25 protein-coding genes are annotated in these 24,928 nt (G+C 45.3%); all 25 read right to left on the bottom strand.

The genetic code is table 11. From position 1 onward, the window contains the following. Positions 1 to 86 precede the first annotated feature (86 nt). The gene (motD, locus tag QQL66_RS14400) at positions 87 to 884 is read right to left on the bottom strand and encodes a flagellar motor protein MotD (RefSeq protein WP_284382328.1); all 798 of its coding nucleotides are present in this window, start codon (positions 882 to 884) and stop codon (positions 87 to 89) included. A gap of 35 nt (positions 885 to 919) precedes the next feature. Then, on the bottom strand, positions 920 to 1,663 hold the full coding sequence (locus tag QQL66_RS14395) for a flagellar motor protein (RefSeq protein WP_284382327.1): 744 nt from the start codon (positions 1,661 to 1,663) through the stop codon (positions 920 to 922). Between the two features lie 2 nt (positions 1,664 to 1,665). Next, positions 1,666 to 2,853, bottom strand: a complete 1,188-nt coding sequence (locus tag QQL66_RS14390) for a protein-glutamate methylesterase/protein-glutamine glutaminase (protein ID WP_284382326.1) — start codon at positions 2,851 to 2,853, stop codon at positions 1,666 to 1,668. Positions 2,854 to 2,871: 18 nt separating this feature from the next. Then, a complete protein-coding gene (locus tag QQL66_RS14385; RefSeq protein WP_284382325.1) occupies positions 2,872 to 5,139 on the bottom strand; it encodes a chemotaxis protein CheA in 2,268 nt (755 codons plus the stop codon). An 11-nt stretch (positions 5,140 to 5,150) separates the two neighbouring features. Continuing rightward, positions 5,151 to 5,924, bottom strand: coding sequence for a protein phosphatase CheZ (locus QQL66_RS14380; protein ID WP_284382324.1), 774 nt, complete (start codon positions 5,922 to 5,924; stop codon positions 5,151 to 5,153). Positions 5,925 to 5,955: 31 nt separating this feature from the next. Next, entirely contained in the window at positions 5,956 to 6,333 is a 378-nt protein-coding gene (gene cheY / locus QQL66_RS14375; RefSeq protein ID WP_431356918.1) for a chemotaxis response regulator CheY, read from the bottom strand. 115 nt (positions 6,334 to 6,448) lie between these two features. Then, entirely contained in the window at positions 6,449 to 7,192 is a 744-nt protein-coding gene (locus QQL66_RS14370) for an RNA polymerase sigma factor FliA (protein WP_284382322.1), read from the bottom strand. A 56-nt stretch (positions 7,193 to 7,248) separates the two neighbouring features. Continuing rightward, the gene (locus QQL66_RS14365; RefSeq protein WP_284382320.1) at positions 7,249 to 8,067 is read right to left on the bottom strand and encodes a MinD/ParA family protein; all 819 of its coding nucleotides are present in this window, start codon (positions 8,065 to 8,067) and stop codon (positions 7,249 to 7,251) included. Between the two features lie 70 nt (positions 8,068 to 8,137). After that, the gene (flhF, locus tag QQL66_RS14360) at positions 8,138 to 9,514 is read right to left on the bottom strand and encodes a flagellar biosynthesis GTPase FlhF (RefSeq protein ID WP_284382319.1); all 1,377 of its coding nucleotides are present in this window, start codon (positions 9,512 to 9,514) and stop codon (positions 8,138 to 8,140) included. 119 nt (positions 9,515 to 9,633) lie between these two features. Further along, positions 9,634 to 11,760 (bottom strand): flagellar biosynthesis protein FlhA, encoded by a 2,127-nt coding sequence (gene flhA / locus QQL66_RS14355; RefSeq protein WP_284382431.1) that lies wholly within the window; start codon positions 11,758 to 11,760, stop codon positions 9,634 to 9,636. A 226-nt stretch (positions 11,761 to 11,986) separates the two neighbouring features. Then, on the bottom strand, positions 11,987 to 13,120 hold the full coding sequence (flhB, locus tag QQL66_RS14350) for a flagellar biosynthesis protein FlhB (RefSeq protein WP_284382318.1): 1,134 nt from the start codon (positions 13,118 to 13,120) through the stop codon (positions 11,987 to 11,989). 99 nt (positions 13,121 to 13,219) lie between these two features. Then, a complete protein-coding gene (gene fliR / locus QQL66_RS14345; protein ID WP_284382317.1) occupies positions 13,220 to 13,996 on the bottom strand; it encodes a flagellar biosynthetic protein FliR in 777 nt (258 codons plus the stop codon). 10 nt (positions 13,997 to 14,006) lie between these two features. Next, complete coding sequence (gene fliQ / locus QQL66_RS14340) at positions 14,007 to 14,276, bottom strand: flagellar biosynthesis protein FliQ (RefSeq protein WP_284382316.1); 270 nt, start codon at positions 14,274 to 14,276, stop codon at positions 14,007 to 14,009. Between the two features lie 12 nt (positions 14,277 to 14,288). After that, positions 14,289 to 15,041, bottom strand: coding sequence for a flagellar type III secretion system pore protein FliP (fliP, locus tag QQL66_RS14335; protein ID WP_284382315.1), 753 nt, complete (start codon positions 15,039 to 15,041; stop codon positions 14,289 to 14,291). After that, positions 15,010 to 15,702 (bottom strand): flagellar biosynthetic protein FliO, encoded by a 693-nt coding sequence (gene fliO / locus QQL66_RS14330; RefSeq protein ID WP_284382314.1) that lies wholly within the window; start codon positions 15,700 to 15,702, stop codon positions 15,010 to 15,012. Before fliO ends, fliP begins: the two co-directional genes overlap by 32 nt. A gap of 294 nt (positions 15,703 to 15,996) precedes the next feature. Beyond that, positions 15,997 to 16,443: a flagellar motor switch protein FliN gene (gene fliN, locus QQL66_RS14325; protein ID WP_284382313.1), complete on the bottom strand. Its 447-nt coding sequence runs from the start codon at positions 16,441 to 16,443 to the stop codon at positions 15,997 to 15,999. Positions 16,444 to 16,454: 11 nt separating this feature from the next. Next, complete coding sequence (fliM, locus tag QQL66_RS14320) at positions 16,455 to 17,426, bottom strand: flagellar motor switch protein FliM (protein ID WP_284382312.1); 972 nt, start codon at positions 17,424 to 17,426, stop codon at positions 16,455 to 16,457. A gap of 71 nt (positions 17,427 to 17,497) precedes the next feature. Then, positions 17,498 to 17,998, bottom strand: a complete 501-nt coding sequence (locus QQL66_RS14315; RefSeq protein WP_284382311.1) for a flagellar basal body-associated FliL family protein — start codon at positions 17,996 to 17,998, stop codon at positions 17,498 to 17,500. A 194-nt stretch (positions 17,999 to 18,192) separates the two neighbouring features. Continuing rightward, positions 18,193 to 19,440, bottom strand: coding sequence for a flagellar hook-length control protein FliK (locus tag QQL66_RS14310; protein ID WP_284382310.1), 1,248 nt, complete (start codon positions 19,438 to 19,440; stop codon positions 18,193 to 18,195). Between the two features lie 96 nt (positions 19,441 to 19,536). Then, entirely contained in the window at positions 19,537 to 19,884 is a 348-nt protein-coding gene (locus QQL66_RS14305) for an Hpt domain-containing protein (RefSeq protein ID WP_284382307.1), read from the bottom strand. A 212-nt stretch (positions 19,885 to 20,096) separates the two neighbouring features. Beyond that, entirely contained in the window at positions 20,097 to 21,812 is a 1,716-nt protein-coding gene (locus tag QQL66_RS14300; RefSeq protein WP_284382306.1) for an ATP-binding SpoIIE family protein phosphatase, read from the bottom strand. A gap of 58 nt (positions 21,813 to 21,870) precedes the next feature. Then, on the bottom strand, positions 21,871 to 22,176 hold the full coding sequence (locus tag QQL66_RS14295) for an STAS domain-containing protein (protein ID WP_284382305.1): 306 nt from the start codon (positions 22,174 to 22,176) through the stop codon (positions 21,871 to 21,873). Between the two features lie 138 nt (positions 22,177 to 22,314). After that, positions 22,315 to 23,361, bottom strand: coding sequence for a protein-glutamate methylesterase/protein-glutamine glutaminase (locus QQL66_RS14290; protein ID WP_284382304.1), 1,047 nt, complete (start codon positions 23,359 to 23,361; stop codon positions 22,315 to 22,317). A gap of 72 nt (positions 23,362 to 23,433) precedes the next feature. After that, positions 23,434 to 24,093 (bottom strand): chemoreceptor glutamine deamidase CheD, encoded by a 660-nt coding sequence (gene cheD / locus QQL66_RS14285; protein WP_284382303.1) that lies wholly within the window; start codon positions 24,091 to 24,093, stop codon positions 23,434 to 23,436. Positions 24,094 to 24,102: 9 nt separating this feature from the next. Next, positions 24,103 to 24,927, bottom strand: coding sequence for a CheR family methyltransferase (locus QQL66_RS14280; protein ID WP_284382302.1), 825 nt, complete (start codon positions 24,925 to 24,927; stop codon positions 24,103 to 24,105). Position 24,928: the final 1 nt, after the last annotated feature.

The raw sequence follows: 24,928 nt of genomic DNA, 5'->3' as shown, positions 1-24,928 counted from the left end.
TCCAATAAAAAAAGACCAACCTATAGAAGGATAGCAAGCTACATGCCATCCTTCCTTTGTTGAACCATTGTTTGATCTAAGTGATGTTAAGGCTGAGCTTGCCTAACCTGATCCAGATCCTTCCGAGTAACGGCAGACCTTGAGATCAGCAGGACGATGCGTCGATTCTTCCGACGATTCAAAGGCGTGGTATTTCTTACCAAAGGCTGGAACTGACCATACCCGACCGCAGCCAAACGAGACGGATCGAGCCCCTCTTCCTGCAATTGCCGGACAACACTTGCCGCTCTTGCAGCCGATAAGTCCCAGTTACTCTTATACTCACGATTGTTAATAGGCACATTATCGGTATGCCCTTCAACTTGAATAGGGTTGGAATAGCCCCCTAAAATCATTGCCACATCAGCAATCACGTCTTCTGCTTTACGAGTTGGTTCTGAACTGCCGGTTCCAAACAACACTTCCGACCCTAACGTCACCTCCAACCAGTCCTCACTGCCTTCCAGAGACATGACACCTTGCTTTAATAAGCCCTCGAAACCTTGCTCAAACGCTTCTTGCAGCTTAGGCATGTCGGCTTCCTGTGGAACCGTGGTGGAGGTTTCTTGCTCCGCCACTTGGTTTGGCTGAACAATCAATCGCTTCTCAGTAATGGGAATTTGTCGGGCCTGATCCCCGATCTGAATCGGATTACTGGAGGTCGGTGGCGCGTTGAATACGCCAATCAGGTTCGATGCAAGGATCTTGTACTTACCTTCATTAACAGAAGATATGCCATACAAGACCACAAAAAATGCAAACATGAGGGTGATAAAGTCAGCATAAGAGATTAGCCACCGCTCGTGACTTGGCCCATGTAAATTTATGCGTCGTCTTCGAGCCATAGTGTTATCTCTTAATGACCGGATGTAAAAAGCGATTATTTTTCAATAAAGCTTTGAAGTCTTGAGCCAATGGCTTTCGGGTTTTCACCTTCGGAGATAGCAACCAAGCCTTCCAGTATCATTTGTTTATACTCACCTTGAGAAATCACAATGCTTTTGATCTTTCCACCAATTGGTAAGAACAACAAGTTCGCCGAGCCCACACCATAAATGGTCGCAACAAAGGCGGTAGCAATGCCCTGCCCCAACAACTCCGGCTCTCCCAGATTGGTCATGACATGGATCAGCCCCAAGACTGCGCCAATAATACCAATGGTCGGTGCGTATCCACCCATACCTTCCCAGAACAAGCCTGCAGCTATGTCCCGATGTTCTTCAAGATCAATGACCATTTCCAAGGTATGACGAATGGTTTCCGGTTCTGCCCCATCCACCAACAGTTGAAGCCCTTTACGAGCAAAGGGTTCAGCTTCAGCATCAGCCATGCCTTCAAGCCCAAGCAAGCCTTCTTTACGGGCCGTGGTACTCCAGAACATGATCTGCTCTATGCCTCGTTCAAAATTCACCAAAGGCGGCAAGAATATCCACTTGGTTAATCTCAAAGCATGTCGAAATGATCGCGGCGTGGTTTGCAATAACATGGCACCGGACGTGCCCAGAATCACGATAACGAAGGCCGCCAAATTACCCAGCATGGTAATATGGCCACCATCAAGAAAGTTACCGAATAGAATCCCGCCTAATCCGAGAATTAACCCGAACAGACTCAAAACATCCATTGTTATGAAACCTCATCAACCAACTTTCGTGCAATCTGATTCAGACTCAGCACGTCGTCAGCAAAGCCCCCGTTGATCACTGCCATAGGCATACCAAAGATCACGCAACTTTCCTGATCCTGTGCCCAAACGGAGCTGCCCGTTTTCTTCAATAATGCCGAACCATCTTTGCCATCCGCGCCCATTCCAGTTAAGACGATTCCTAATACGCCTCCCTGAAAGACATTAGCGGCCGATCCAAAGGTCACATCCACACATGGCTTATAATTCAAACGCTGATCGCTTTCGATGATTCTGATGGTGCCACCATTACGGCGGTCAATCATCATTTGCTTGCCACCCGGAGCTAACAAGGCAACGCCAGGCGTCAATTGATCACCATCTTGCGCTTGCTTCACTGTAATCTTACAGATTTGATTCAATCGTTCCGCAAAGGCTGCCGTAAAGTTGGCAGGCATATGCTGAACCAAAACAATCGGTTTGGAGAAGTTTGCAGGCAAGGACGTAAGAATCTGTTGTAGAGCCACTGGCCCACCAGTAGAGGTGCCAATAGCAACGAGCTTAATATCTGAAGAACGAATGCTTGATGACGATTTTCTGGCAGGCGGCGTTTCTCTGACAGGCTCAGTTCTAGGTGCCGTTTGAGGAGTGGCCTGAACACTTGGCGTTGTTGCAGGTGCAGGAGAGGTTGAGGTATGAGAAGACTTCAAGGCTTCACGAATAGCTTCGCGTTTTGCCTTCATATCCGCCTTCTTATCGCCAGTTGACCTGAACTGCAAGGTATTAGACGTTTTAGACCCGGCCACACCACGAATTTTCTCGGCAAGAATTTTTTGGACTTTTCCCGGATCACGAGAAATATCTTCAAAATTCTTTGGAAGAAAATCGACGGCACCAGCTTCAAGCGCATCCAATGTCACCCGAGCTCCGTCAAATGTCAAAGAAGAACACATAATGACGGGCGTTGGGCGAACCTTCATGATCTCACGAACCGCTGTAATGCCATCCATAACCGGCATCTCAAAGTCCATTGTGATCACATCGGGCTGTAATTTCTGAACTAAATCAACCGCTTCAGCACCATTGGATGCAGTACCAACTACTTCGATGTTTCTGGCCGCGTTTAAGATATCACTGATGCGTCTTCTAAAAAAACCCGAATCATCAACTACCAGAACTTTTACTGCCATTGGTACTCCAAAATTTTATTATTTATAGTTGCTCATCGACTTAGAGGCGTAATTACCGAGCATACTTGGCACATCAAGAATTAACGCTATGCGGCCATCCCCGGTGATTGTAGCACCAGCCATTCCTGGCGTACCATGCAACATCTTACCAAGGGGTTTAATAACAACCTCTTCCTGTCCAATGAGCTGATCTACGACAAAACCAACACGCTGTGTGCCTACTGAAACGATCACAACATGAGCTGTTGCGTCTTCACTTTCCTGTGTACTTGGTCGACGAACTAACCAACGTTTCAAGTGGAATAGCGGATAGACTTTTTCGCGAACCACAATCACTTCCTGACCATCAACAATATTGGTCTGAGTGATATCCAAATGGAAAATCTCGTTCACACTTACCAGCGGGAATGCAAACGCTTGCTCTTCCAACATCACCATCAGTGTTGGCATGATTGCAAGAGTTAAAGGCACTTTAATGGAAATCCGAGTACCTTTACTGATCTCTGAGTCCACATCAATGGTACCGTTCAGTTGTGAAATTTTTGTTTTCACAACATCCATGCCCACACCACGACCAGACACGTCAGAGATCTCTTCCTTGGTTGAGAAACCAGGATGGAAGATCAGGTTAAATGCTTCTTTGTCACTCAACCGATCAGCAGCGTCCTGATCATACAGACCTTTCTCAACCGCTTTCTGACGAAGTTTATTCGGATCCATACCACCGCCATCGTCGGTGATACTTAATAAGATATGATCGCCTTCCTGCTCAGCAGAAAGAACAACCTTCCCGGTACGAGGTTTATTGTTCGACTCACGAACCTCTGGCATTTCAACACCATGATCCACCGCATTACGAACCAAGTGAACCAACGGATCGGCCAACGCCTCAACTAGGTTTTTATCCAAGTCGGTTTCTTCACCCACCAACTCAAGATTGACTTCTTTCTTCAAGGTTCTCGCCAAATCCCGAACAACTCGCGGGAAGCGACCAAACACCTTTTTAATAGGCTGCATTCGAGTCTTCATAACCGACGTTTGAAGATCCGCCGTCACGACATCCAAATTTGAAACAGCCTTTGACATATCTTCATTACTGCTCGACATGCCCAAACGAACCAGTCGATTTCGAACCAATACCAACTCACCCACCATATTCATAATATCGTCGAGTCGTTTGGTATCTACACGAACGGTGGTTTCAGTCGGTGCAGCATTATCTTTAGCTGGCGCTCTTGGTGCGGCCGGCTTCTGAGCAGCGGGTGCTGTTGGTTGCACAGCAGGTTTAGCATTCGACGGTGCAGGAGTCGCAGGTTTTAGTGCTTCAGGCTTAGGTGCCTCTGCTTTCGGCGCTGAACTGACAGCACCTTTATCTGCAGTGACTGAAGGGCCTTTACCAGCACCGTGCAACTCATCTAATAAATTCTCAAACTCATCATCCGTGATTATATCGCCACCTGAACCACCCGTTGCAGGCGCAGGGGCTGCTGGTGCTTCCGGAGCTTTCTCCGCCTTAGCAGCACTAGGGCCTTTACCGGCACCATGCAATTGATCCAACAGTGCATCAAACTCATCTTCAGAGATGTCATCACCGCCAGAGGATTTTGCCACTGGTGCGGGGGCAGGAGCCGCAGGCTCTTCATTAGCCTGCTTCGGTGCAGAAGGCGATCCTCCTTCACCGTGTAATTCATTCAGTAAAGCTTCGAACTCTTCTTCAGTAATTTCATCACTGCCAGTCCCACCAGACGCTGGAGCCGGTGAAGAATCCATATCAAACAAGTCGTCCTCATCAGACCCTGCCGGAGTGTCCGATGCTGCAACCATTTGATCAAACTCGGCATCAGCTGCATCTTCTACAGGTTCTGGTGCACTTGTTTCAGCTACAGCATCTTCACTTTCAGGTCTTGCTAAAGTTTCGAGGCTCGCGATTAGTCCAGGATCTGCTGCTGGAAGAGGTTCACGATTACGAACGCAGTCAAACATTTCATTGACGGCATCCAGTGCTTGAAGAACAACATCCATTAATTCGGATGTAACAGAGCGTTGACCATTCCGAAGAATATCAAACACATTCTCTGCAACGTGACAGCATTCAACCAGATTATGTAGCTGTAAGAAGCCTGCCCCGCCTTTGACCGTATGGAAACCACGGAAAATAGCGTTTAACAGGTCTTTATCATCTGGTCTCTGCTCCAGGTCGACCAACTGCTCTTGAAGCAGCTCCAAAATTTCACCTGACTCTACAAGAAAATCCTGGAGGATTTCTTCATCGGCCTCGAAACTCATTCAATGACTCCTTAGAATCCCAGGCTGGACAACAAGTCATCCACCTCATCCTGACTGGTCACTACATTTTCGCGCTCTTCTGCGTCAATGATAGGACCCTCTGCTAACAATTCATCGGCGGCTTCAGTAACTTCTTGAGAATTTTCGATACCGGTAATTCGTTCCACGAGTCCAGCCATTTTAACCAGGCGAACAAGATCATCTTCAACCCCTTTCACCAGTTTGATGACTTTTTGAATCACCTGGCCGGTCAGGTCTTGATAATCCTGAGCCAATAGGATGTTGGACAAGTTAGTGGACATAGTCCCACTCGAACCTTCTACCTTTTTAAGAAACTCATCTATTCGTTTGTAGAGGTTTCTAAATTCGGAAACATCCATTTCGCGCCTAAGCAAACGACCCCACTCTGAAGAAAGTTCAGAGGCTTCTGCTTTGAGATCATCAACCACCGGAATCGTGTCTTCGACAAGATCCATGGTTTTATTAGCAGCTTTATTGGTTGACTGAATCACATAATCCAAACGATCAGACGCATCTGCCATCTGAGACATTTCAGAATTGTGTTCAGAGATATCAATTTCAAAATTTTTGATAGAGTTATGCAAAGCTCGTGTCAGTCGACCAATCTCTTTATATAAGTTTTGGTCTCTTACATCGGACAAGCTTTGTACATGTTGGATAGCACTTGTAAAATCTTCCGCTTCGACAGCGTCAACAAGTGCTTTGGTATGCTGACGGATCGATTCCTGGAATTCATCCAGGTGATCAACTTTGTTATCAGACATTCGGTTCCCCTTAGAGAACGGTCACAGGCACTTAACTGGCTTCTACACGTTCAAAGATTTTTTCGATTTTTTCTTTTAACGCCTGAGCTGTAAACGGTTTAACAACATAACCATTCACACCAGCCTGCGCTGCCGCCACAATTTGTTCACGTTTTGCTTCTGCGGTAACCATAAGTACCGGCATATGAGAAAGAGCATCATCCGCTCGCACAGCACGCAACAAATCGATACCCGTCATCCCCGGCATATTCCAGTCGGTGATTAGGAAATCGAAATCTCCCGTTTTCAGCATTGGCAACGCAGTGCTTCCATCGTCTGCTTCATGGGTATTTGTGAACCCCAAGTCTTTTAATAAATTTTTGATAATTCTTCTCATAGTTGAAAAATCGTCAACTATTAGAATTTTCATATTCTTGTCCAAGATGACCTCCCAAGACCTTGATGGAAAATGAATTTTCCCTTCGAATATGGTTACAAGATAAGTGTAGCCGTTAGTTCTAGACTATCCAGTTATTATGCCGCTTTTAGGCAGTCTCGTCATTCCATTCAAGCAACCTAGATTTAAGTCTATGAGCTGCCTGGCTGTGGATTTGACTGACCCGCGATTCACTTACCCCTAAAATCTCACCAATTTCCTTCAAGTTTAATTCTTCGTTGTAATACAGCGCCAACGTGAGACGTTCACGCTCAGGTAATCGAGTAATTGCATCGGTTAACTTTCTGCGGAAACGTTGCTTGGCAACATCATCAAAAGGACCAGGGGTTGTACCGTGGATGTCTTCCTGTTGGTACTCACCTTCGGCTATCAGCTCTTCGAAGCTGAATAGTTTACTTCCCACCGAATCCTGTAGATAACTATGGTACTCATCGACCGAAATACCCATTTCTTTAGCAACTTCATGATCTTGGGCATCTCGACCGGTTTGACCCTCAACTTGTTTGATCGCATCGGTAACTCGTCGGCTGTTTCTGTGCACCGATCTTGGTGCCCAGTCACCTCGACGAATTTCATCAAGCATGGAGCCACGAATGCGAATCCCGGCATAAGTTTCAAAACTGGCGCCTTTGGAAGCATCGTACTTTTTCGCCGCTTCTAATAGTCCGATCATGCCAGACTGAATGAGATCATCTAACTGCACACACGGAGGTAAACGCCCCATCAAGTGAGTGGCGATTTTTTTTACCAGACCGGCATACTGCTGGACTAGGGCTTGAGAACTTTTTGGATCCGTCTCTGAATACATAGCAACCCCGTTAACTGCAGCCATAGCAATACCTTTGTTCTTCAGTCTTAGAATATTCCAGTACAGCCAACATAACGAAATTAACCAACGTTATATTGAACCAACTGTTCAGCAAAAAATTCCAGATGTCCTTTCGATGACGTTGGCAATGGCCAAGCATCTGCCTTTTGCGCCAAGGCTCGAATCGCGACTGAAGCTTTCGATCTTGGATAGGCTTCTAACACAGCTTTTTGACGTTGTACCGCTTTTTTGACGGATTCATCAAACGGAACACAACCGACATACTGCAAAGCTACATCTAAAAATCTATCTGTTACTTTGGTGAGTTTAGCAAACAAATTGCGACCGTCTTGCTGAGTCTTCACCATATTTGCAACAACCCGGAAACGATACATCCCATAGTCGCGATTCAACAGTTTAATAAGGGCGTAAGCATCCGTGATGGAAGTAGGTTCATCGGTCACAACGACCAGTACTTCATTAGAAGCCCGAACAAAACTAATCACATCATCTGCGATTCCCGCAGCAGTATCGACGATCAGAACATCCATCTGATTTGCCAATTCGCTGAAGGCATGAATTAGACCTGCGTGCTGCTGAGATGAAAGATTTACCATGTGCTTAGCACCTGATGAAGCAGGTACAATTTTCAATCCTAAAGGACCTTGCACCATAACATCTTGCAAATCACACTCGCCGTCCAACACATTTTCCAGTGTTTTATTCGAAGAAATACCCAACAAGATATCAATGTTGGCCAGCCCCAAATCCGCATCAAGCAGAACGGTTCTGCGTCCTTTTTCGCACAAGGCAATCCCAAGATTTAAGGCAACGTTACTTTTACCAACACCGCCTTTACCACCCGTTACTGCAATGACTTGTACCGGACTACTACTCATACCTACTCCCGTGGCACTTTTCACTTTCTAACCAGACACATCCTAATCAGACACATCAGGCGTAATTCTTTTAGGCAATTCTGAGATCAGATAAAGCCTCTTCAGCGTGTCTCAAATCAGAATTAAAGACGGAGACACCACCATTTAATTGCTGATACATATATACCGCTTTGCTAACCAGATTCCCTGCATTTGCATGTTCAATGTCATCAGGAATTCGAGGACCATTGGTTATAAAAGAGACAGGCATCACCCGCTCAACCAGGATACTTAGCATTTCTCCAAGAGAGCCGGTTTCATCAATTTTCGTGAGAATACATCCATTCAAGCTAAAGTCTTGATAATTATCAAGTATTCTCGACAAAACACTCTTATTTGCAGTACAAGGCAGGGTTAAAAACGCCTTAAAGTTCGCCGCGCCCTGTTTAATCACCCTTAATTGCTGATGAATGGACGAAGTGGACGGATCAACTCCCGGTGTGTCAATGATCACCAGATTCTTGTTTCGAACGGTATTTAGCAACACTTCCAGTGAGTGTTTTTTGTCCACAATACGAACAGGCACATTAAGGATTCGACCCAAGGTTCTCATCTGATCGTGTGCGCCAATTCGCTGGCCATCTGTAGAGATTAATACAATCCCTTCACTGCCATGCTTCAACGCAAATTTGGCAACCAGTTTGGCAATGGTTGTTGTTTTACCAGATCCTGATGGACCAAAAAACGCATAAACACCACCTCGTTCCAACAAATCACTTTTTGCCACCGGTAAATCGTCTGCCAACAAGGTCAAGGCTTCGCGCCAAATTGCCTGTTCATCATGCATCTCTGATACTCGATCAACAATATGACGGGCCAATGCCTGACTTAAACCCAGTTGCGTTAATCGTTTTAAGACAGCAGCATGCAAAGGATGGTAACTGGCGTAATCTGCCATTTCACGATCATCCAGCTGCTGTTTCAACATCTGTTTCAACCCAAGAATCTCTTGTTTCATTGAGTTTAATTCATCCGTTGGCTTTGGCGTCGCCTTAGTAAACTTTGAACGCAAAATTGACGCTTTCTTTTTAAACGGTGATTCACCACGATCAAAGGAATCTTCAAGAGATGAGTTTTCTAGTCGCTCATTCAGCCCAATCAAATCATCCGACAGATCACTGTAGCGGCCACGAGAAACCGTCTGAGACGTTCTGCGAAGCTCTGCTTCCAGCTCAGGGTTTACAATACGTTTTCTCTGAGTGCTTGCCGATGAAGACGATGAATACTGATCAAAGTTGTCAAAATCCACTTTACCGTCGTGCTTCGGGTCATAATCAAGCGCAGTAATAACCTCTACACCACCGTTCACTTTTCTGTTCGCTAAAACTACGGCATCAGGCCCCATTTGTTCGGTTACTTTCTTCAATGCTTGTTGCATTGTTGGAGCAAAAAATTTTTTAGCTTTCATGGCTTGTCACTCTCACCAACTCTTGGCTGAACTGTTTAAGCAATTTATTTGACGCTTAACTATTTGTTTTAAGTACAAATGCGAAATTAATGCCAGTTAACTCTTTTCATATCGAGACACTAACTTCCAACTGCTGCAACAATCGTAATTTTCTTATTGTCAGGTACTTCGTTGTAGGAAAGTACAGACAGGGTTTCAGATGCATTTTTCACAAATTTGGCAACCGCTGAACGAATCGCTGGAGACACTAGCAGTACTGCGGATTTCCCTGCCAATTCTTGACGCTGAGCCGCCTCCGTCACCGAAGATTGCAACCTTTCAGCCAAGGAAGGTTCAAGGACAATGCTATCATCTCCCATCGCCCCGGCTTGTTTCGCTTGTTGTACCGACTGTAACAAAATGTTTTCCAGCCCTGGCTCCAAGGTGATCACCGGCAATTCTTCGTCCCCTCCGATGATGTTTTGAATAATCATTCGGGATAGTGCTAACCGTACAGACTCAGTGAGATGGGACGGATCTTTACTACGTGCAGCCGCCTCGATGATTGCTTCTGCAATGGTTCTCATATCCCTAATCGGCACCTGCTCTGCCAACAGATTCTGCAATACCTTTAATAGCGCACTCAGGGTCAAGGTGTTTGGCACCAATTCCTCTGCCAACTTAGGCGACTTCTTACCAAGGAGATCCATTAACTGCTGAACTTCTTCATGACCAATCAACTCATCCGCATGTTTGAACAGTAATTGGTTCAAGTGCGTCGCCACAACAGTACTGGCATCAACAACGGTATAACCCAACGTTTGAGCTTTATCTTTTAGGTTCGGATCAATCCAGAAAGCATCCAATCCAAACGCAGGATCTTTGGTGGAGATACCATCGATTTCACCAAACACTTGCCCAGGGTTAATAGCCAAATCACGATCAGGGTGAATTTCTGCCTCACCCACAGTGACGCCCATCAAAGAGATTCGGTACACATTTGGTAGAAGATCCAGGTTGTCACGAATATGAACCGAAGGCATCAAAAAGCCCACTTCCTGAGACAGTTTTTTACGAACCCCTTTAATACGGTTCAACAGCATGCCGCCTTGATTCTTATCCACCATAGGAATCAAGCGATAACCCACTTCCAGGCCGACCGGGTCAACCGGCGTTACGTCATCCCAGGAAAGCTCTTTAATCTCTTCGGCCTGCGTTTCAGCACGACCTTGTGGAGAATCCTTATCCAATAGCTCTCCGGCTTTGGCTATTTGATCAGGACTGCCCTCTTCTTTTTGACGCTTACGATAGTAAAGCCACCCGGCAATACCAGCGGCAAGGAAGCCCAGGCTCAAAAATGCAACGTGCGGCATACCAGGCACCAAGCCCATCACGATCAACAACGCCGCAGATACGGACAAGGCTTTTGGAGAGTCAAACATCTGACCCACTACCTGATCACGCATTTCTTCCGCGCTGTTGACACGAGTCACCATAATCGCAGCTGCTGTTGAAAGTATCAGCGACGGAATCTGTGCAACCAGACCATCACCAATGGTCAGCAAGGAATACTTTTCAACCGCATCGGCAAACTCTAGACCATGCTGGCCCATACCAATCGAAAGCCCACCAATCAGGTTAATAATCAGAATCAAAACACCGGCAACGGCATCACCACGAACGAACTTACTGGCACCATCCATTGAACCGTAGAAATCCGCTTCTTGAGAAACTTCAGCACGACGTTGCTTGGCTTCCGCCTGATCAATCAATCCGGCATTCAAATCGGCATCAATGGCCATTTGTTTACCAGGCATAGCATCCAAGGTGAAACGTGCACTTACTTCGGAAATACGACCCGCACCCTTAGTCACAACCACAAAGTTAATGATCATAAGGATTAAGAACACCACCAAACCAACAGCGTAGTTACCACCAATTACAACTTCACCGAAGGCCTCAATCACTTTACCAGCCGCATCGCCGCCTTGATGACCTTCAAGTAACACCACACGGGTAGAAGCAACGTTTAGCGCAAGTCTTAACAAAGTCGCTACCAACAAAATGGTAGGAAACACAGCAAATTCAAGTGGTCTTAGGGCGTAGACCCCAACCAACAACACCACAAGAGAGAGTGCGATATTAAAGGTAAACAGCACGTCCAGAATAAACGGGGGCACTGGTAAGGTCATCATTGCTAACAAGGTTAGCAATAAGATAGGAACCCCCATATTACTACTGAATATGCTCCTCGCAGTTAAAAGCATATCTTTCGGTGTCGCATCCACCGTGCCAAGGAACGGCAACTTCATAGGTCTCTACTCCCTCATACGTCAGCAACAGTTTTTTGACGCAATTTAATGACTAGCAGTAGCATCGCAAAAAGCGTTCCCATTTTTATATGAGGCATAAAAAAAGAGGCTAAATCGCCTCTTTTCTCTATCTTTGAATGCCTTACAAGCAGGCCAATTTACCCGCACATAGCGGATAAACCTACTCGTGTTGCAGATCATCCGGGATTGGGAAATCCTTAGGATTCTGAGGTTTAGGCCCACGACCAGCCATGTATTGATCCAACTGAAAGACATAAGCCAACACCTGAGCCACAGCGATATAAAGCCCTTCGGGAATTTCATCGCCAATTTCGGTGTTGTAATAAATCGAACGAGCCAATGGAGGCGCTTCGAGAATAGGAATGTCGTATTCCTGACCAATTTCACGAATCTTGAATGCAACCTGATCAGCACCTTTTGCCAACATAATCGGTGCCGAAGCACGACCCGGGTCGTATTTTAATGCAACGGAGTAGTGAGTCGGGTTGGTAATGATTACATCAGCATCAGGTACATCACCCATCATACGTCGCTGAGCCATTTCCATCTGCAATTGACGAACTTTACGTTTAACTTCTGGCTTCCCTTCCGTTTCTTTAAATTCGTCTTTGATGTCCTGCATGCTCATTTTCAACTTCTTAGCATGCTCGTAGAGCTGATAAGGAACATCAATAACGGCAATAATCAGCGTCGATGCCGACAGCGCAATGGCACTCCAAAGAATAATACTGACACTATGCGCCAATGCGGATTCCATTGACTCCATAGGGAGAAACATGATCTCCGGCTCCAGCCAGTCTATGATCAAAACCGCCAGACCACCAACAAGAGAAACCTTGAGAATGCCTTTAACCAACTCCACCAAAGAACGCATCGAAAACATTCGTTTCAACCCACTGATCGGATTGATACGACTGCCTTTTGGCATGAGTGCTTTTCCCGCAAAGTTCCAGCCACCCAAACCAAGCGGACCGATGATCGCGGCAACGGCTAAAAGCCCCATCAAAGGTACCAGCGCCCATACCACCTCATGGGCTGCACTGGCTAAATGAATGGCCATTTGATTGGTGTCGTAGAGCGCAGCTCGCTCGACAGAGAGATTATCTTTCATCACATTAATGACCGATTCAGTAATGCGATCACCGAATACCCAGAGCCCGACTGAACCTGCCATCAAAACAGCGAAGGTACTTAATTCCCTCGACCGGGGAACATCGCCTTCTTCACGCGCCTTTTCTAACCGCCTGGGCGTCGCCTCTTCTGTCTTTTCCTGACTGCTGTCATCTTCTGCCATCTCTACACCTTATAAGGCAAGCCACTCATGGAGGACACAGTATTTAATTCTCCTTAATCCCAATGCCTTTCTAAAAGGATCGGGACTCAGGCCCAAGTATTACGCTTTTATAATTAAACGCATGAAGTGCAAGGTATCCGAAACAAAGGTCTGATACAGTGCCAGCATATTGATTTGAGTTGCCCACATAACGAATAAACCAAACACCAAGGTAAACGGAAAACCCAAAGCAAACATGTTCATCTGTGGCGCCGCACGACTCATTACACCAAATGCCAAATTCACGACGGTTAATGCCACAACCGCCGGCAATGCAATCAATACAGCACCAGCAAACATCCAGCTTCCCCACAAAGGAATCAAACGAAGGTCTTCAGCCGTCAAGCCTTTTACATTCACAGGAATGGTATAAAAACTCTCAATTAACACTTCCAGCACCACTAAGTGTCCGTTTGTAGAAATGAACAGCAAGGTCACCATCATCAAATAAAATTGGGAAACCACCGCCACGCTGATGCCGTTAGCAGGATCATTCATCAAGGCAAAGCCGAGGCCCATTTTCATACCGATCACTTGACCAGCAATAACAAACAGCTGTGTTAATAATTGCAGAACAAAGCCAAGACAGACACCGATTAACACCTGATTCATAATCAGCAACATATGTTCCATGGAAAGCGGGTCCATTCTGGGAACTTCCGGCAAAACAGGCGTCACCACGATGGTAATAACAAACGCAAGCAACAGACGAATACGAGTCGGAACGAAATTCGCGCCAAAGAAAGGAGCGGCCAACATAAAACCGGCAATACGGAACATCGGCCACATGTAACGCCCAACCCAGGCTGTAATTTCTGGCGTACTCACTTCTAACATGCGAAGCAGCCTAACCTATCACCAAAGGGATACTGGTAATTAATCGTTGGGTATAGTCAATTAATTCACGCATCAACCACGGCCCGGCAACGATCAAAGTGAATAAGGTAATGATCAACCTAGGTAGGAATGTTAGGGTTTGTTCGTTAATTTGCGTCGCAGCCTGGAAGGTCGACACAATCAAACCGACCACCAAACTGGGCGTAATAATGATCGCAACCATAATCATCACCAGGTAAATGGCATCCGAGAATATATCAATAACTACTTCAGGGGTCATAACAGCGCTCCGTCAAACGTTAAAGCTTGAAGCCAAGGTGCCAATAATCAGCGACCAACCATCCACCAACACAAACAACATGATTTTAAATGGCAAAGAAATAATGATGGGTGACAACATCATCATCCCCATCGCCATCAATACTGATGCCACCACCATGTCGAGAATCAAAAACGGAATAAAGATTAAGAAGCCAATCTGAAAGGCTGTTTTCAGTTCACTGGTCACAAACGCCGGCACGACGATTGAAATCGGCAGATCATCGGGCCCTTCAATGTCGGTCTTGCCAGAAATCCGCACGAATAATGCAATATCATCTTCCCGCGTCTGACCCAGCATGAAATCCTTAATCGGCTTTTCAGCCAATTTTAAGGCTTCCAACGAAGTCACCTCTTCATTGATGTAAGGCATCAGTGCAGTCGTATGAATTTTTTCCAAAACCGGCGTCATGATAAAAAACGTCAGAAACAAGGCGAGCCCGATCATGATTTGGTTGGATGGTGACTGTTGCAGCCCCATCGCCTGACGGGTAATAGAAAAGACTATGATGATTCGGGTAAAACAGGTCATCATCATGACGGCCGCTGGCAGCAAGGTCAGCATCGTCATGATGGCTAAAATTTGGATGGTTACTGTGTATTCCTGACTACCATCAGGATTGGTAGTAAGCGCAACAGCGGGTATTCCAGGTTCTGCCCAAGCAGGTAAGGCCGTCAAAAGACCGACAACAAAACTAATCGTCCACGCTAGACTTTTTAACCTCATTCGGCTGAGTCCCCTTCAACAATGACTGTAACTTAGCGCCAAACACGCTGTTTACAGATTCTGCTGAAGACCACGCCGCACTTTGCTTAGCACTCTTTAGATCAATAGGATGATCCAAAACCATAAGCGTTTGCATAGATTGCGCCGTAATACCCACCAGAACCTGCTGGCCTCCGACGTCTATCAAGCAAATACGCTCTTTTGTTCCCAAGGGTTGCGTTGCCAATACTTTGATAACAGCGTTACTGCCACCGAATTGACCGCCAGATAATCGTCGGACTCCCCATGCAACTACAAAAATCATGCCTATTACGGAAAACAAGCCCGCAACAGTGATAGCAAGCTGCGTTGTTGAAGTGGGAGATTGCGACGAGCTAGAATCATTTTGAGCGCCAACCAATCGCTGGACGTACTCGGAAGGCGCTTGTGCAGACACTGCATTTCCAGAAAACACTCCTTTTTCAGAAGACACTGCATTTCCAGAAGGTTCTCCATTTTCAGAAGGCTCTCCATTTTCAGAACGAACAGGCTGCTCCGAAGCGATTTCTGTCACATCAGAATTTAAAGGCGCATCTGCCCCTTCTTTTACTTCCTCAGCAAAAGCTGTCGACACAAAAATACTGATATACGCAGAGAATAAAACCGAAAGTAAACGTTTCACGGGCATCCTTGAGACTAGAATCTGACTGTTGTTATAGTGTCAATCGACACTAACAGTACTACTTACTGGATGTCGACTGTTATGGAGTTTAGCAGGGTAAAAATAAAGACTCTAGAGAGAGGCAAGGCTCGCCACTGATTTATATACGAGAGCAATTTATGAGAGCCGTTTATGAAAGCAGTAGACTTGACGTCATCATTTATGTGTATTGACCAAGACACCTGAATGGCCTCATCCGCTTTAAAGCAAAGTGCAGCCAACTCAAGTGTCAGATCTGGTCTGAACTAATTCAGATTAACGAAGCTTCTTGATTCGTTCGGTTGGGCTTACCACATCAGTTAAACGAATACCGAATTTTTCGTTCACCATTACAACCTCACCATGAGCAATCAATTGACCATTCACCAACACATCTAATGGCTCACCCGCCAGACGATCCAATTCAATCACAGAGCCTTGGTTCAGTTGCAACAGGTTCCTGATAGAGATTTCTGTATTTCCCACTTCCATCGAGATGGTGACAGGAATATCCAGAATCACATCCAGATTAGGATTCGAGGTGTCTGCAAGAATGTCCCCATCAGAGGGCTCATTGGAATTTTTGTTTAGTAATTCCAGCCCTGCGGATGTTTCAGGTTCTTCTGATACCCCAGCTTCTTCCATCGCTGCAGCCCATTCATCAGAGAGCTGATCCTGATCTACACTTTCTTCCTGATCTTCAGGCATATTTTCTTCTGACATGGCTACTCCCCTTATCTAAGTCTTTTCTTCACTGGTTTGATCACTTTTGCTGCCAGGTTCTCCCCTGACACGCCCAATTGACACTCAAACGTCGGCACATTATTGGCGAGCATGGTAATAAACTCAGGCATTTCTACCGGAATAATGTCACCTTCTTGCCACTCGACAATTTCTCTCAGTGTCATTTGGCGCTTGCACACAGAACCAGTTAAATCTGCTTTCAGTCCCAAGCAATATTCACGCAAAATTCGTTCCCATCGCTCATCAACTTCGTCAATATCACTCTGAACACCGGCATCCAGAATTTCTCTTAACGGCTCAATCATTGAGTACGGTAAGGTAAGCTGTAAGTCACCGCCACCACCATCCAATTCAATATGGAAGGTACTGATTACAACCACCTCAGCCGGACTTACGATATTAGCCATCGCTGGGTTCACTTCAGAATTCAGATACTCGAAGTTAACATCCAGAATCGAACCCCAAGCTTCTTTCATATCAATAAAGAGCTGTTCAAGCACCATCTGCACGATACGAGTTTCTGTTGGCGTAAATTCACGTCCTTCAATCTTTGCGTGACGTCCATCACCACCGAAAAAGTTATCTACTAGCTTGAATACCAATTTGGCATCCAAAACAAAAAGGCCGGTGCCTTTCAATGGGCGAGCTTTGACCAAATTAAGACTGGTAGGTACATACAAGGAATGAACATACTCACCAAACTTCATTATTTGAACGCCACCAGATACCACCTCGGCACTTCGACGTAACAAATTGAATAAACTGATACGCGTATAACGAGCAAAACGCTCATTAATCATTTCAAGCGTCGGCATACGGCCACGAACAATTCTGTCCTGGCTCGTAATGTCATAAGACGCAACGCCTTCAGCAGATCCTGAATCACTCTCAGTATCCACATCACCGTCGTCTACACCATGTAATAGCGCATCAATTTCGTCTTGTGAAAGTAAGTCCTGCACAGCTCGTACCTGCCATTTTGTAAGAAGAAAACTCGAGCGTTAATTATCTAAAGCACTAACGTGTCTTACCATCACTGCATAACAATATTGGTAAACAACACCTTCTCGACGCTTCCTTCACCTATGTTATCCGCTACCACCTTATTCACTACTTCCAGTGCCAGCGATCTTAATTTATCTTTGCCCTCAGGCGTTTTCAGTTCATTAAAGTCCTGCTCTCCAAACATCTGGAGCAGCGCACTTTGTAACGCAGGGTTGTTGTTTTTCAAGGCTTCCAGCAATACCGGATCACGAACCATCAGAGAAACATACACCTGCAGATATCGTTGTCTCATCCCAACCTTGTAGGTCACAACAAAGGCCGGTTGAATCTCCATATACAAGGCTGGTCGCTTAGCCTCTTGCTCCGGTACCGCCTCCTCAGCTGGTTCATCCTCTCCACCCAATACAAGGAAAAGAACACCACCAATGGACAGCAAGCTCACCAGCGCCACAACACCGATCACCATAAACAGCCGTTTTTTTCCTGACTGCTGCGGATCGGACATATCTATATCTTGTTCATCGGCCATAATTGCTCCATCTTATAGCTACATTTGATTGAGATTACGTTCTCGCTGCCCTACAGGGCCCAATTCATTCCAGCGAAACATAGATACACTTATTACAACAAATATTCCAGCCAGGTTTGAGTTAATCTACTGAAAAATCTGTAAAAAAATGTACTCCTAACTCAAATTGTAGCTAACTTCTGAAGGCTGTTGTGTTATGCGTAATAATCAACCAAGCGCAGAGACGCAGTAACGGCCTTCTGCTGATCCAAACTTTCCAGGAATGTCTCAGCTTCGTGCTCATCATTATGAGCGCCTTTTGCATTCATCTCCGCCACTAGTTCGTTGGTATTTGAACGACTGTCCTGTTGCTGATCGGACACATCCACATCCACCAAGTCCATCCCTTGTTGTTCCAACATTTCGCGTAGTCGGAAGCTTTGTTGTTCCAACGCTTCACGAACACTGTTATTCGGAGAGGTAAAGACAATACTCGCCTGATCGCTTTCAACATTAATCTTCACCATCAGGGAACCAAGCTCAGGCGGCGTAAGCTGGATCTCCGCATGCTGAATATTCTTAGTTGCCATCACCATGATACGTTCGCTTAACTCCTGAGAGAACTGTCGATTCGATGGTGGAACCGGAATACGTTGCAGATTTACTTCTGCATCTTCCACAGCAGAAGCCTGTGGCTGCGAGTACAAACTGACGGATGCCTGATGATTTGCCGCAACATCATCTAAAGACACTGACATGCTGGTTGCAGCCGTACTGGACAACATAGACTTCAAGCCATCAACCACAGAAGACGAACTAAAATTCTGGGACTCAACCGACTGTTTTAGTAACTGCAAAGACTCCAGAGGCGAGTTCTGAGCTAACGAAAAAGTGGTCGAATCAGCGGTTATTCCCTGCGACAGATTAACCATGCTGACGGCTGCACCTGGCGCACGATTCAGCAGCTGGGAGTTTATCGGTTGGCCGTTATAGGAAGCATTAGCAAACAAAACATCCGCACCACCCGTTCCACCCGAGCCTTGAGCCAAGTTTTGGATAAATGAGGTCACAGATGCCGGGCTTAACGTCAAACCAAATTGACCGCTAACATCCAGAATTTGCTGACTAATGTCATCAAACGCCTGCTGAAGTTGCTCTTCAGTTAATGATTCAAGGTCACCTAACTCACCAAAGAGTTGCTCTAATTTTGATTGTAACTCTGCTAAAAAACCTTCTGGCAATTCAGCGCCATTTAACGTCATTAACGCATTCATTTCCGGTGGCAATTCGCTGCCTGCTTGCGGCGAACCTGTTCCTTGCGGAGTATCTACATATTGCCCCAGCAGCTGACTAAACTGCTCTTCAAAGGATGCCCCTTGAGATCCCGCATTGCCACGGCTTGTCTGGCTTTGAGAGACACTTTGGGTTTCAGTGAGAAAAATTCCAAGTTGTGGAGTTGCCATAAATCCTGCTCCAATAAATCATAACTTTCGTTACTGGAGCAATTAGCTTGCCAAAATAGAAAAGAGGAAGATTTTTAATACGGAATGAGGAGCAACTTATTGACTAAGTTGCTCAGAAAGTAGGTTCTTAACCTGATGATACTCATCCTTAATTTGCTCATAGAGCACATCAATATCGGTGGTATCTTCATTACGACCTTTGTCTTCAGAAATTTTACAAAGATCACTTAGGTAGGGAGCACCGATGTTGCTGCATGAACCTTTAAAACTATGACTCACCTTGCCTATTTCAGAGGGGTCATTCGCTTCGATTGCCGCTTTCAGAGCAACCAATTTTTTGTCCGCATCCGTAATAAAGGTTTCAATCAAGCAATCGAACTCATCTTCCATAACATCCCTGAGTTCTTCTAATGCTTCAATATCTAGATGTTGAAGTCCTGTCATTATTCTTATCCTTTTACATCGCACTACGGAGGCTTTACGAAAACATGAAGAACATTACCGGGGCATCGCCCATGTAGCGACATTCACCTTGTTTCCGAGTCGAATAACCACCTACGATTGTGTTTCTATAATCCGAACAAAAGATAGTACTTTATCATTGTCTGAATTCATACGTTGTTTGTCGAAAACCCTTACAGACCGATCGTGTTCAGTTAACTGCCCGTCTGCTGATAATGCCATTCAAACACGACTTCCACTTCATTGCCCTTGCCCCGGTACTCCACAGAACGGCATAAACTTGAAATCAAAGGAATTCCCCGACCACAATACTGCTTATCATCGGAGCCCATCTTATCTTTGAAATCAAATCCCTCTCCGCTATCACGGATAATCACGGTCAACTGACCACCGGTTTCTGTAGGAATATGATTAAGTTCAAAATTCACATACCCTTCTGACAAGTTTTCAAGGCGTTTAGAGCGCATTTCATAGTACTCACTAAAGCCTTGAGGATTTTTCTTTAAATCCGAGTCCAGCTTTAATACGCCATGCTCCAGAGCATTCGAAAAGAGTTCAGCAAGTATAGTGTAAACCTGGCCACTGCAACGCCGTAATCCCGGCACTTCCGTAATTAACTGCAAAACAAAAGGAAGCGGATTAAAATATTTCAGACTCAACGGATTCAATCGGTAATCCAGGAACCAATCCATCGGGCCTTTATCTGAGATGTCGATAAACTCTTCAGGCAGCGCTTCGACTTCTACTTGGTTTGGGATTCGAACCTCGACCAGAGTAATATCATCGTCGCGCTTGTCTTTTCCAAGAAAACTTTCAACAGAATCATGAATCGAGTCAAATAGCTGATCAGGGTGTTTGCATTGATCAAACACCGCCATTAGCCGCTCCTCACCAAACATTACATCCTGATCGTTACGTGCTTCATGAATACCATCTGACCACATAAACACGCGATCGCCTTCAGAAACTTCAAACACCTGCATCTTAACTTTAAACTGATCGTTACTAAGCACACCGAGAGGCAAATGATTGGAAGCCAGCTCAACACACTCCCCTGTTTCACTTCGGTATAAAACACAGCTTGGCAAACCACCAATCCAAACTTTCATTTCCCGCTCACGGAATTCCACATCAAGCATACAGGCACAACAAAAAACACCCGTTGGCAGAATGGCTTTCAGTTTGCTGTTGATTTCCTTAATGATCTCTTCAATGGTGAAACCTTTGCTGGTGAGCGCATAAAAGATCTCTGCCATCGGCATTGCTCCAATGGCCGCAGGTAAGCCATGTCCAGTGTAGTCACCAAGCAATACGTGCATGCCCCCGGACGGTTTTCTGGCCGCCAGCAACACATCCCCATTAAACACCGCTAACGGTGAAAGTAAGTATTTGATGTTAGGAGAATCCAAGCAGCCTGAGTGGGCTACATTATCGAATACGGTCTTTGCGGTTTCCTGCTCATGCAACAAATGTTCATTGTGCTGAGCAATTTGATCACGTTGCTTTTGAAGCGTTAAATGCATGTTCCGCATTCTGCGAAATGCATTTATCTTGGCTTTAAGAATAATGCGATTGTACGGTTTGGAAAGGAAATCATCACCGCCAGCTTCCAGGCATTTCGCCAGCGATTCAGCTTCTTTAAGAGAGGTTAGGAAAATAATCGGAACCAGGTCTTCACCTGCTAATTCCTTAATTCTTCTGGCTGCTTCGAAACCGTCCATATTCGGCATCAAAGCATCCAATAGAATCAATTCAGGCTGATCTTCGATGAAACGTTCAACCGCTTCCAAACCATCACTCGCAGTCACAACCTCATGTCCCTGGCGAGTGACAATGGCCTTTAAGATCATTCGATCAGTTTCATTATCATCTGCAATGAGAATCTTTAGCGAGCCAGAATCATCATCCATAACGGCTAAACTCCTCAATCATTGAGATTCAAGAAACGGAATGGGTCACCAAAGAGGCTTAACTGATCTCAAATAGCTGTTCGAAATTAGAGATCGTTAGAATTTTCTTAACGTCATTATTACAGTTAGAAATCTTGATTTTGGCTGCATCGCCACCAGCATGGTCACGAAGTAGCAACAGCATACCCAATGCAGAACTGTCTAAGTATGTTGTCTCTGCCATATCAACCATATACAAAGCCGGAACACTGTCTACCTTTTCGTAGGCATCGCGAAATTCCTGATGTGCACTGAAGTCAAAACGCCCTTTTACTTTAATTGTTAGCTCACCAGTACTGCCATCAAGCGATGAAACAATAGCCATAGAAAACCTCATTTCTGAATTTTTTATCGATTCCATTCCTACCTTTAAAAAGGTAATTATCTACATAATAGCTAAAAATTCTTGTTATCCAACCATTTTAGCTAAGAGAATCATTATTTTATGAAAAAATAGAAAATCTTATTTCAAACAAGACTTTAAAATCGCCTGCGTCATGTTCGGCAATGCGACTTCCCGATCAACTGCACCCAACTTAACCGCCGCGCCAGGCATCCCCCACACTACAGAAGTGGCCTCATCCTGAGCAAAGGTGTTAACGCCATTCTTTTTTAATCTGAGCATCGCCTGGGCACCGTCAGCCCCCATTCCTGTCAACATGGCGGCCACACAATTCCCTTTAGTCACCATATTCATCGAATCAAACATAACTTCAACCGAAGGCTTATGAAGATTAACGCGCTCACCGTCATCCAGACTGGCAAAATAGTTCACGCCACGACGCTTAAGCACTAAATGACGATCGCCCGGTGCGATTAAAGCGAGTCCAGGCTCCAGCTTGTCACCTTCTTCAGCTTCTTTGACATGAATCTTACTCACCGAATCCACGCGCTCAGCAAAAGACTTACTAAACCCCGCAGGGATGTGCTGACTAATGATGATAGGAGGACAAACTTCAGGCATGCGAACCAATACTTCCTTAACAGCCTCAGTACCGCCAGTTGAAGCACCTATGCCAATCACCCGGGCCAGATCGAGACGGCTGCTGATATGTTCCGGAACTTTCAGGCTACTCTTAGGCGCAGCATCCTTACTGTATTGACGAACATTTGCATTCGCAGCCGTTTTTACCTTAGAGCAAATTTCCTGGACGTAACTACCCTGGATAAGATCTGTCGCAACCTGAGGTTTCGCGATGTAGTCCACGGCACCTATTTCAATGGCTTCCAGTGTCAGAGGTGCCCCCTGTTCGGTCAGAGTAGAAACCATAACCACAGGCATTGGACGTAAACGCATCAAGTTTCTCAGAAACGAGATACCGTCCATTTTGGGCATTTCAATATCCAGCGTTAATACATCCGGGTTTAATTTTTTAATCAGTTCACGTGCGACATAAGGGTCTTCTGCTGCCCCGACCACTTCAATCTCAGGATCTGACATCAACACCTTTTGCAAAACACTTCTTACTGAGGCTGAATCATCAACGATCAAAACCCTAATTTTTTGCATTCACACCTAGCCTTTAAAAACACATGCCTTTAAAACACATTACCTAAAAACACAGAACTCTGTAGAGATAATTTAATCAAAAAGCTCAATACTGCCTTGTTTCGTATCACCGATATCATGATCAATTCGGCGCATGTAGTCACGCTCACGAGAGGCGATAGTGTCGTTAGAGACTCTAGTAATACGCTTGACAAGCACTTTGCCCGTATCAGTGAAATACATGACTTTTCGGGGCTGAACGCCTCCAAGATCCCTCGCCATGATTTTCATCCCTTCACTTGCCAGATAAGTTTCGATGAAATGGATATTTTTGGCGCCAACGTCGGTCATATTCGCTAACACCTGACCGCCACCAAACACTTTGATCTCAAGCCGATCTCTCGCTGCACCTGCTTTCAAAAGCTCATTAATTAGATATTCCATTGCCCAGTTACCGTAACGGGTTTCACTACTGATCGGCGCACCTTCCCATTCAACGGAAGAATGACCTCCATGCACAGGCAACATAAAGTGATTCATACCTCCGATCCTTAAGACAGGATCTCGGACACATGCAGATACACACGACCCCAGAACGGTAGAAATCACCTCGCCCGCACCGGAGACATAGAATTCACCAGGAAGAATCTTGGCAACATAGACTTGATGCTTTGGGTCCCAGAAGCGCTTAATATGATCAAATCCTGGTAGCACAGGAGGCAGCTCAGGGCGTTCCTTTAGACTACAAAGCATAAATGCTCCTTAAGAAATTTTCTTATACCGAGTACCACCTAATGCTTTGAATCGGTCTGTCACTCGGTGAAGATTCTCCGAATGCCCTATCATCAAATACCCAGGATCTTTTAATACATTGGCATAACGATCAAACAATACTTTTTGAGTGCTTTTATCAAAGTAGATAACAACGTTGCGACAAAAGATCACATCAAACTGACCTTTCATTGGCCACTTATGAAGTAAGTTTAGTCGGTTAAATGTAATCATGTTTCTGATTTTGTCTTTTGCAATCAGTTCATGATTGTTTCCTTGATCCAACTCATCAAAGTATTCCCGACGATCTTCAGTACTTAAACCATCGGAACCTGATATATGATAGACGCCTCTTTTACCATGAGCCAATACATTCGAATCCAGGTCGGTTGCTAAGATCTTTACATCCCAACTTCTGTACCTGACGGCATTCTTTTGTAGAAACTTGTGAAGAGTAATGGCAATGGAATACGGCTCTTCACCAGTAGAGCACCCCGCCGACCAGATTCTGACGCGACGGGACGCTGTATTAGCTTCGAACACATCGGGAAGCACGGTCTCAAGTAAAAATTCAAAATGATGTTGTTCACGGAAAAAAGAGGTCAGATTGGTCGTTATGGAATTCACAAAATGGCTCAGTTCATCGCCATCCGACATTTCTAAAATACGAATGTATTCATCAAAATTAGAAGCACCTAAAGCGCGACAGCGACGCGCTAATCGGCTGTATACCATTTCCCGCTTATGATCACCTAAGACTATCCCAGTTCGTTGATAAGCCACTTCGCGAATGTGCGCAAAGTTGCTGTCTGTCATT

Source organism: Litoribrevibacter albus, assembly GCF_030159995.1.
Lineage (GTDB): Bacteria > Pseudomonadota > Gammaproteobacteria > Pseudomonadales > Litoribrevibacteraceae > Litoribrevibacter > Litoribrevibacter albus.
This window is presented reverse-complemented; position numbering and strand designations above follow the sequence as displayed.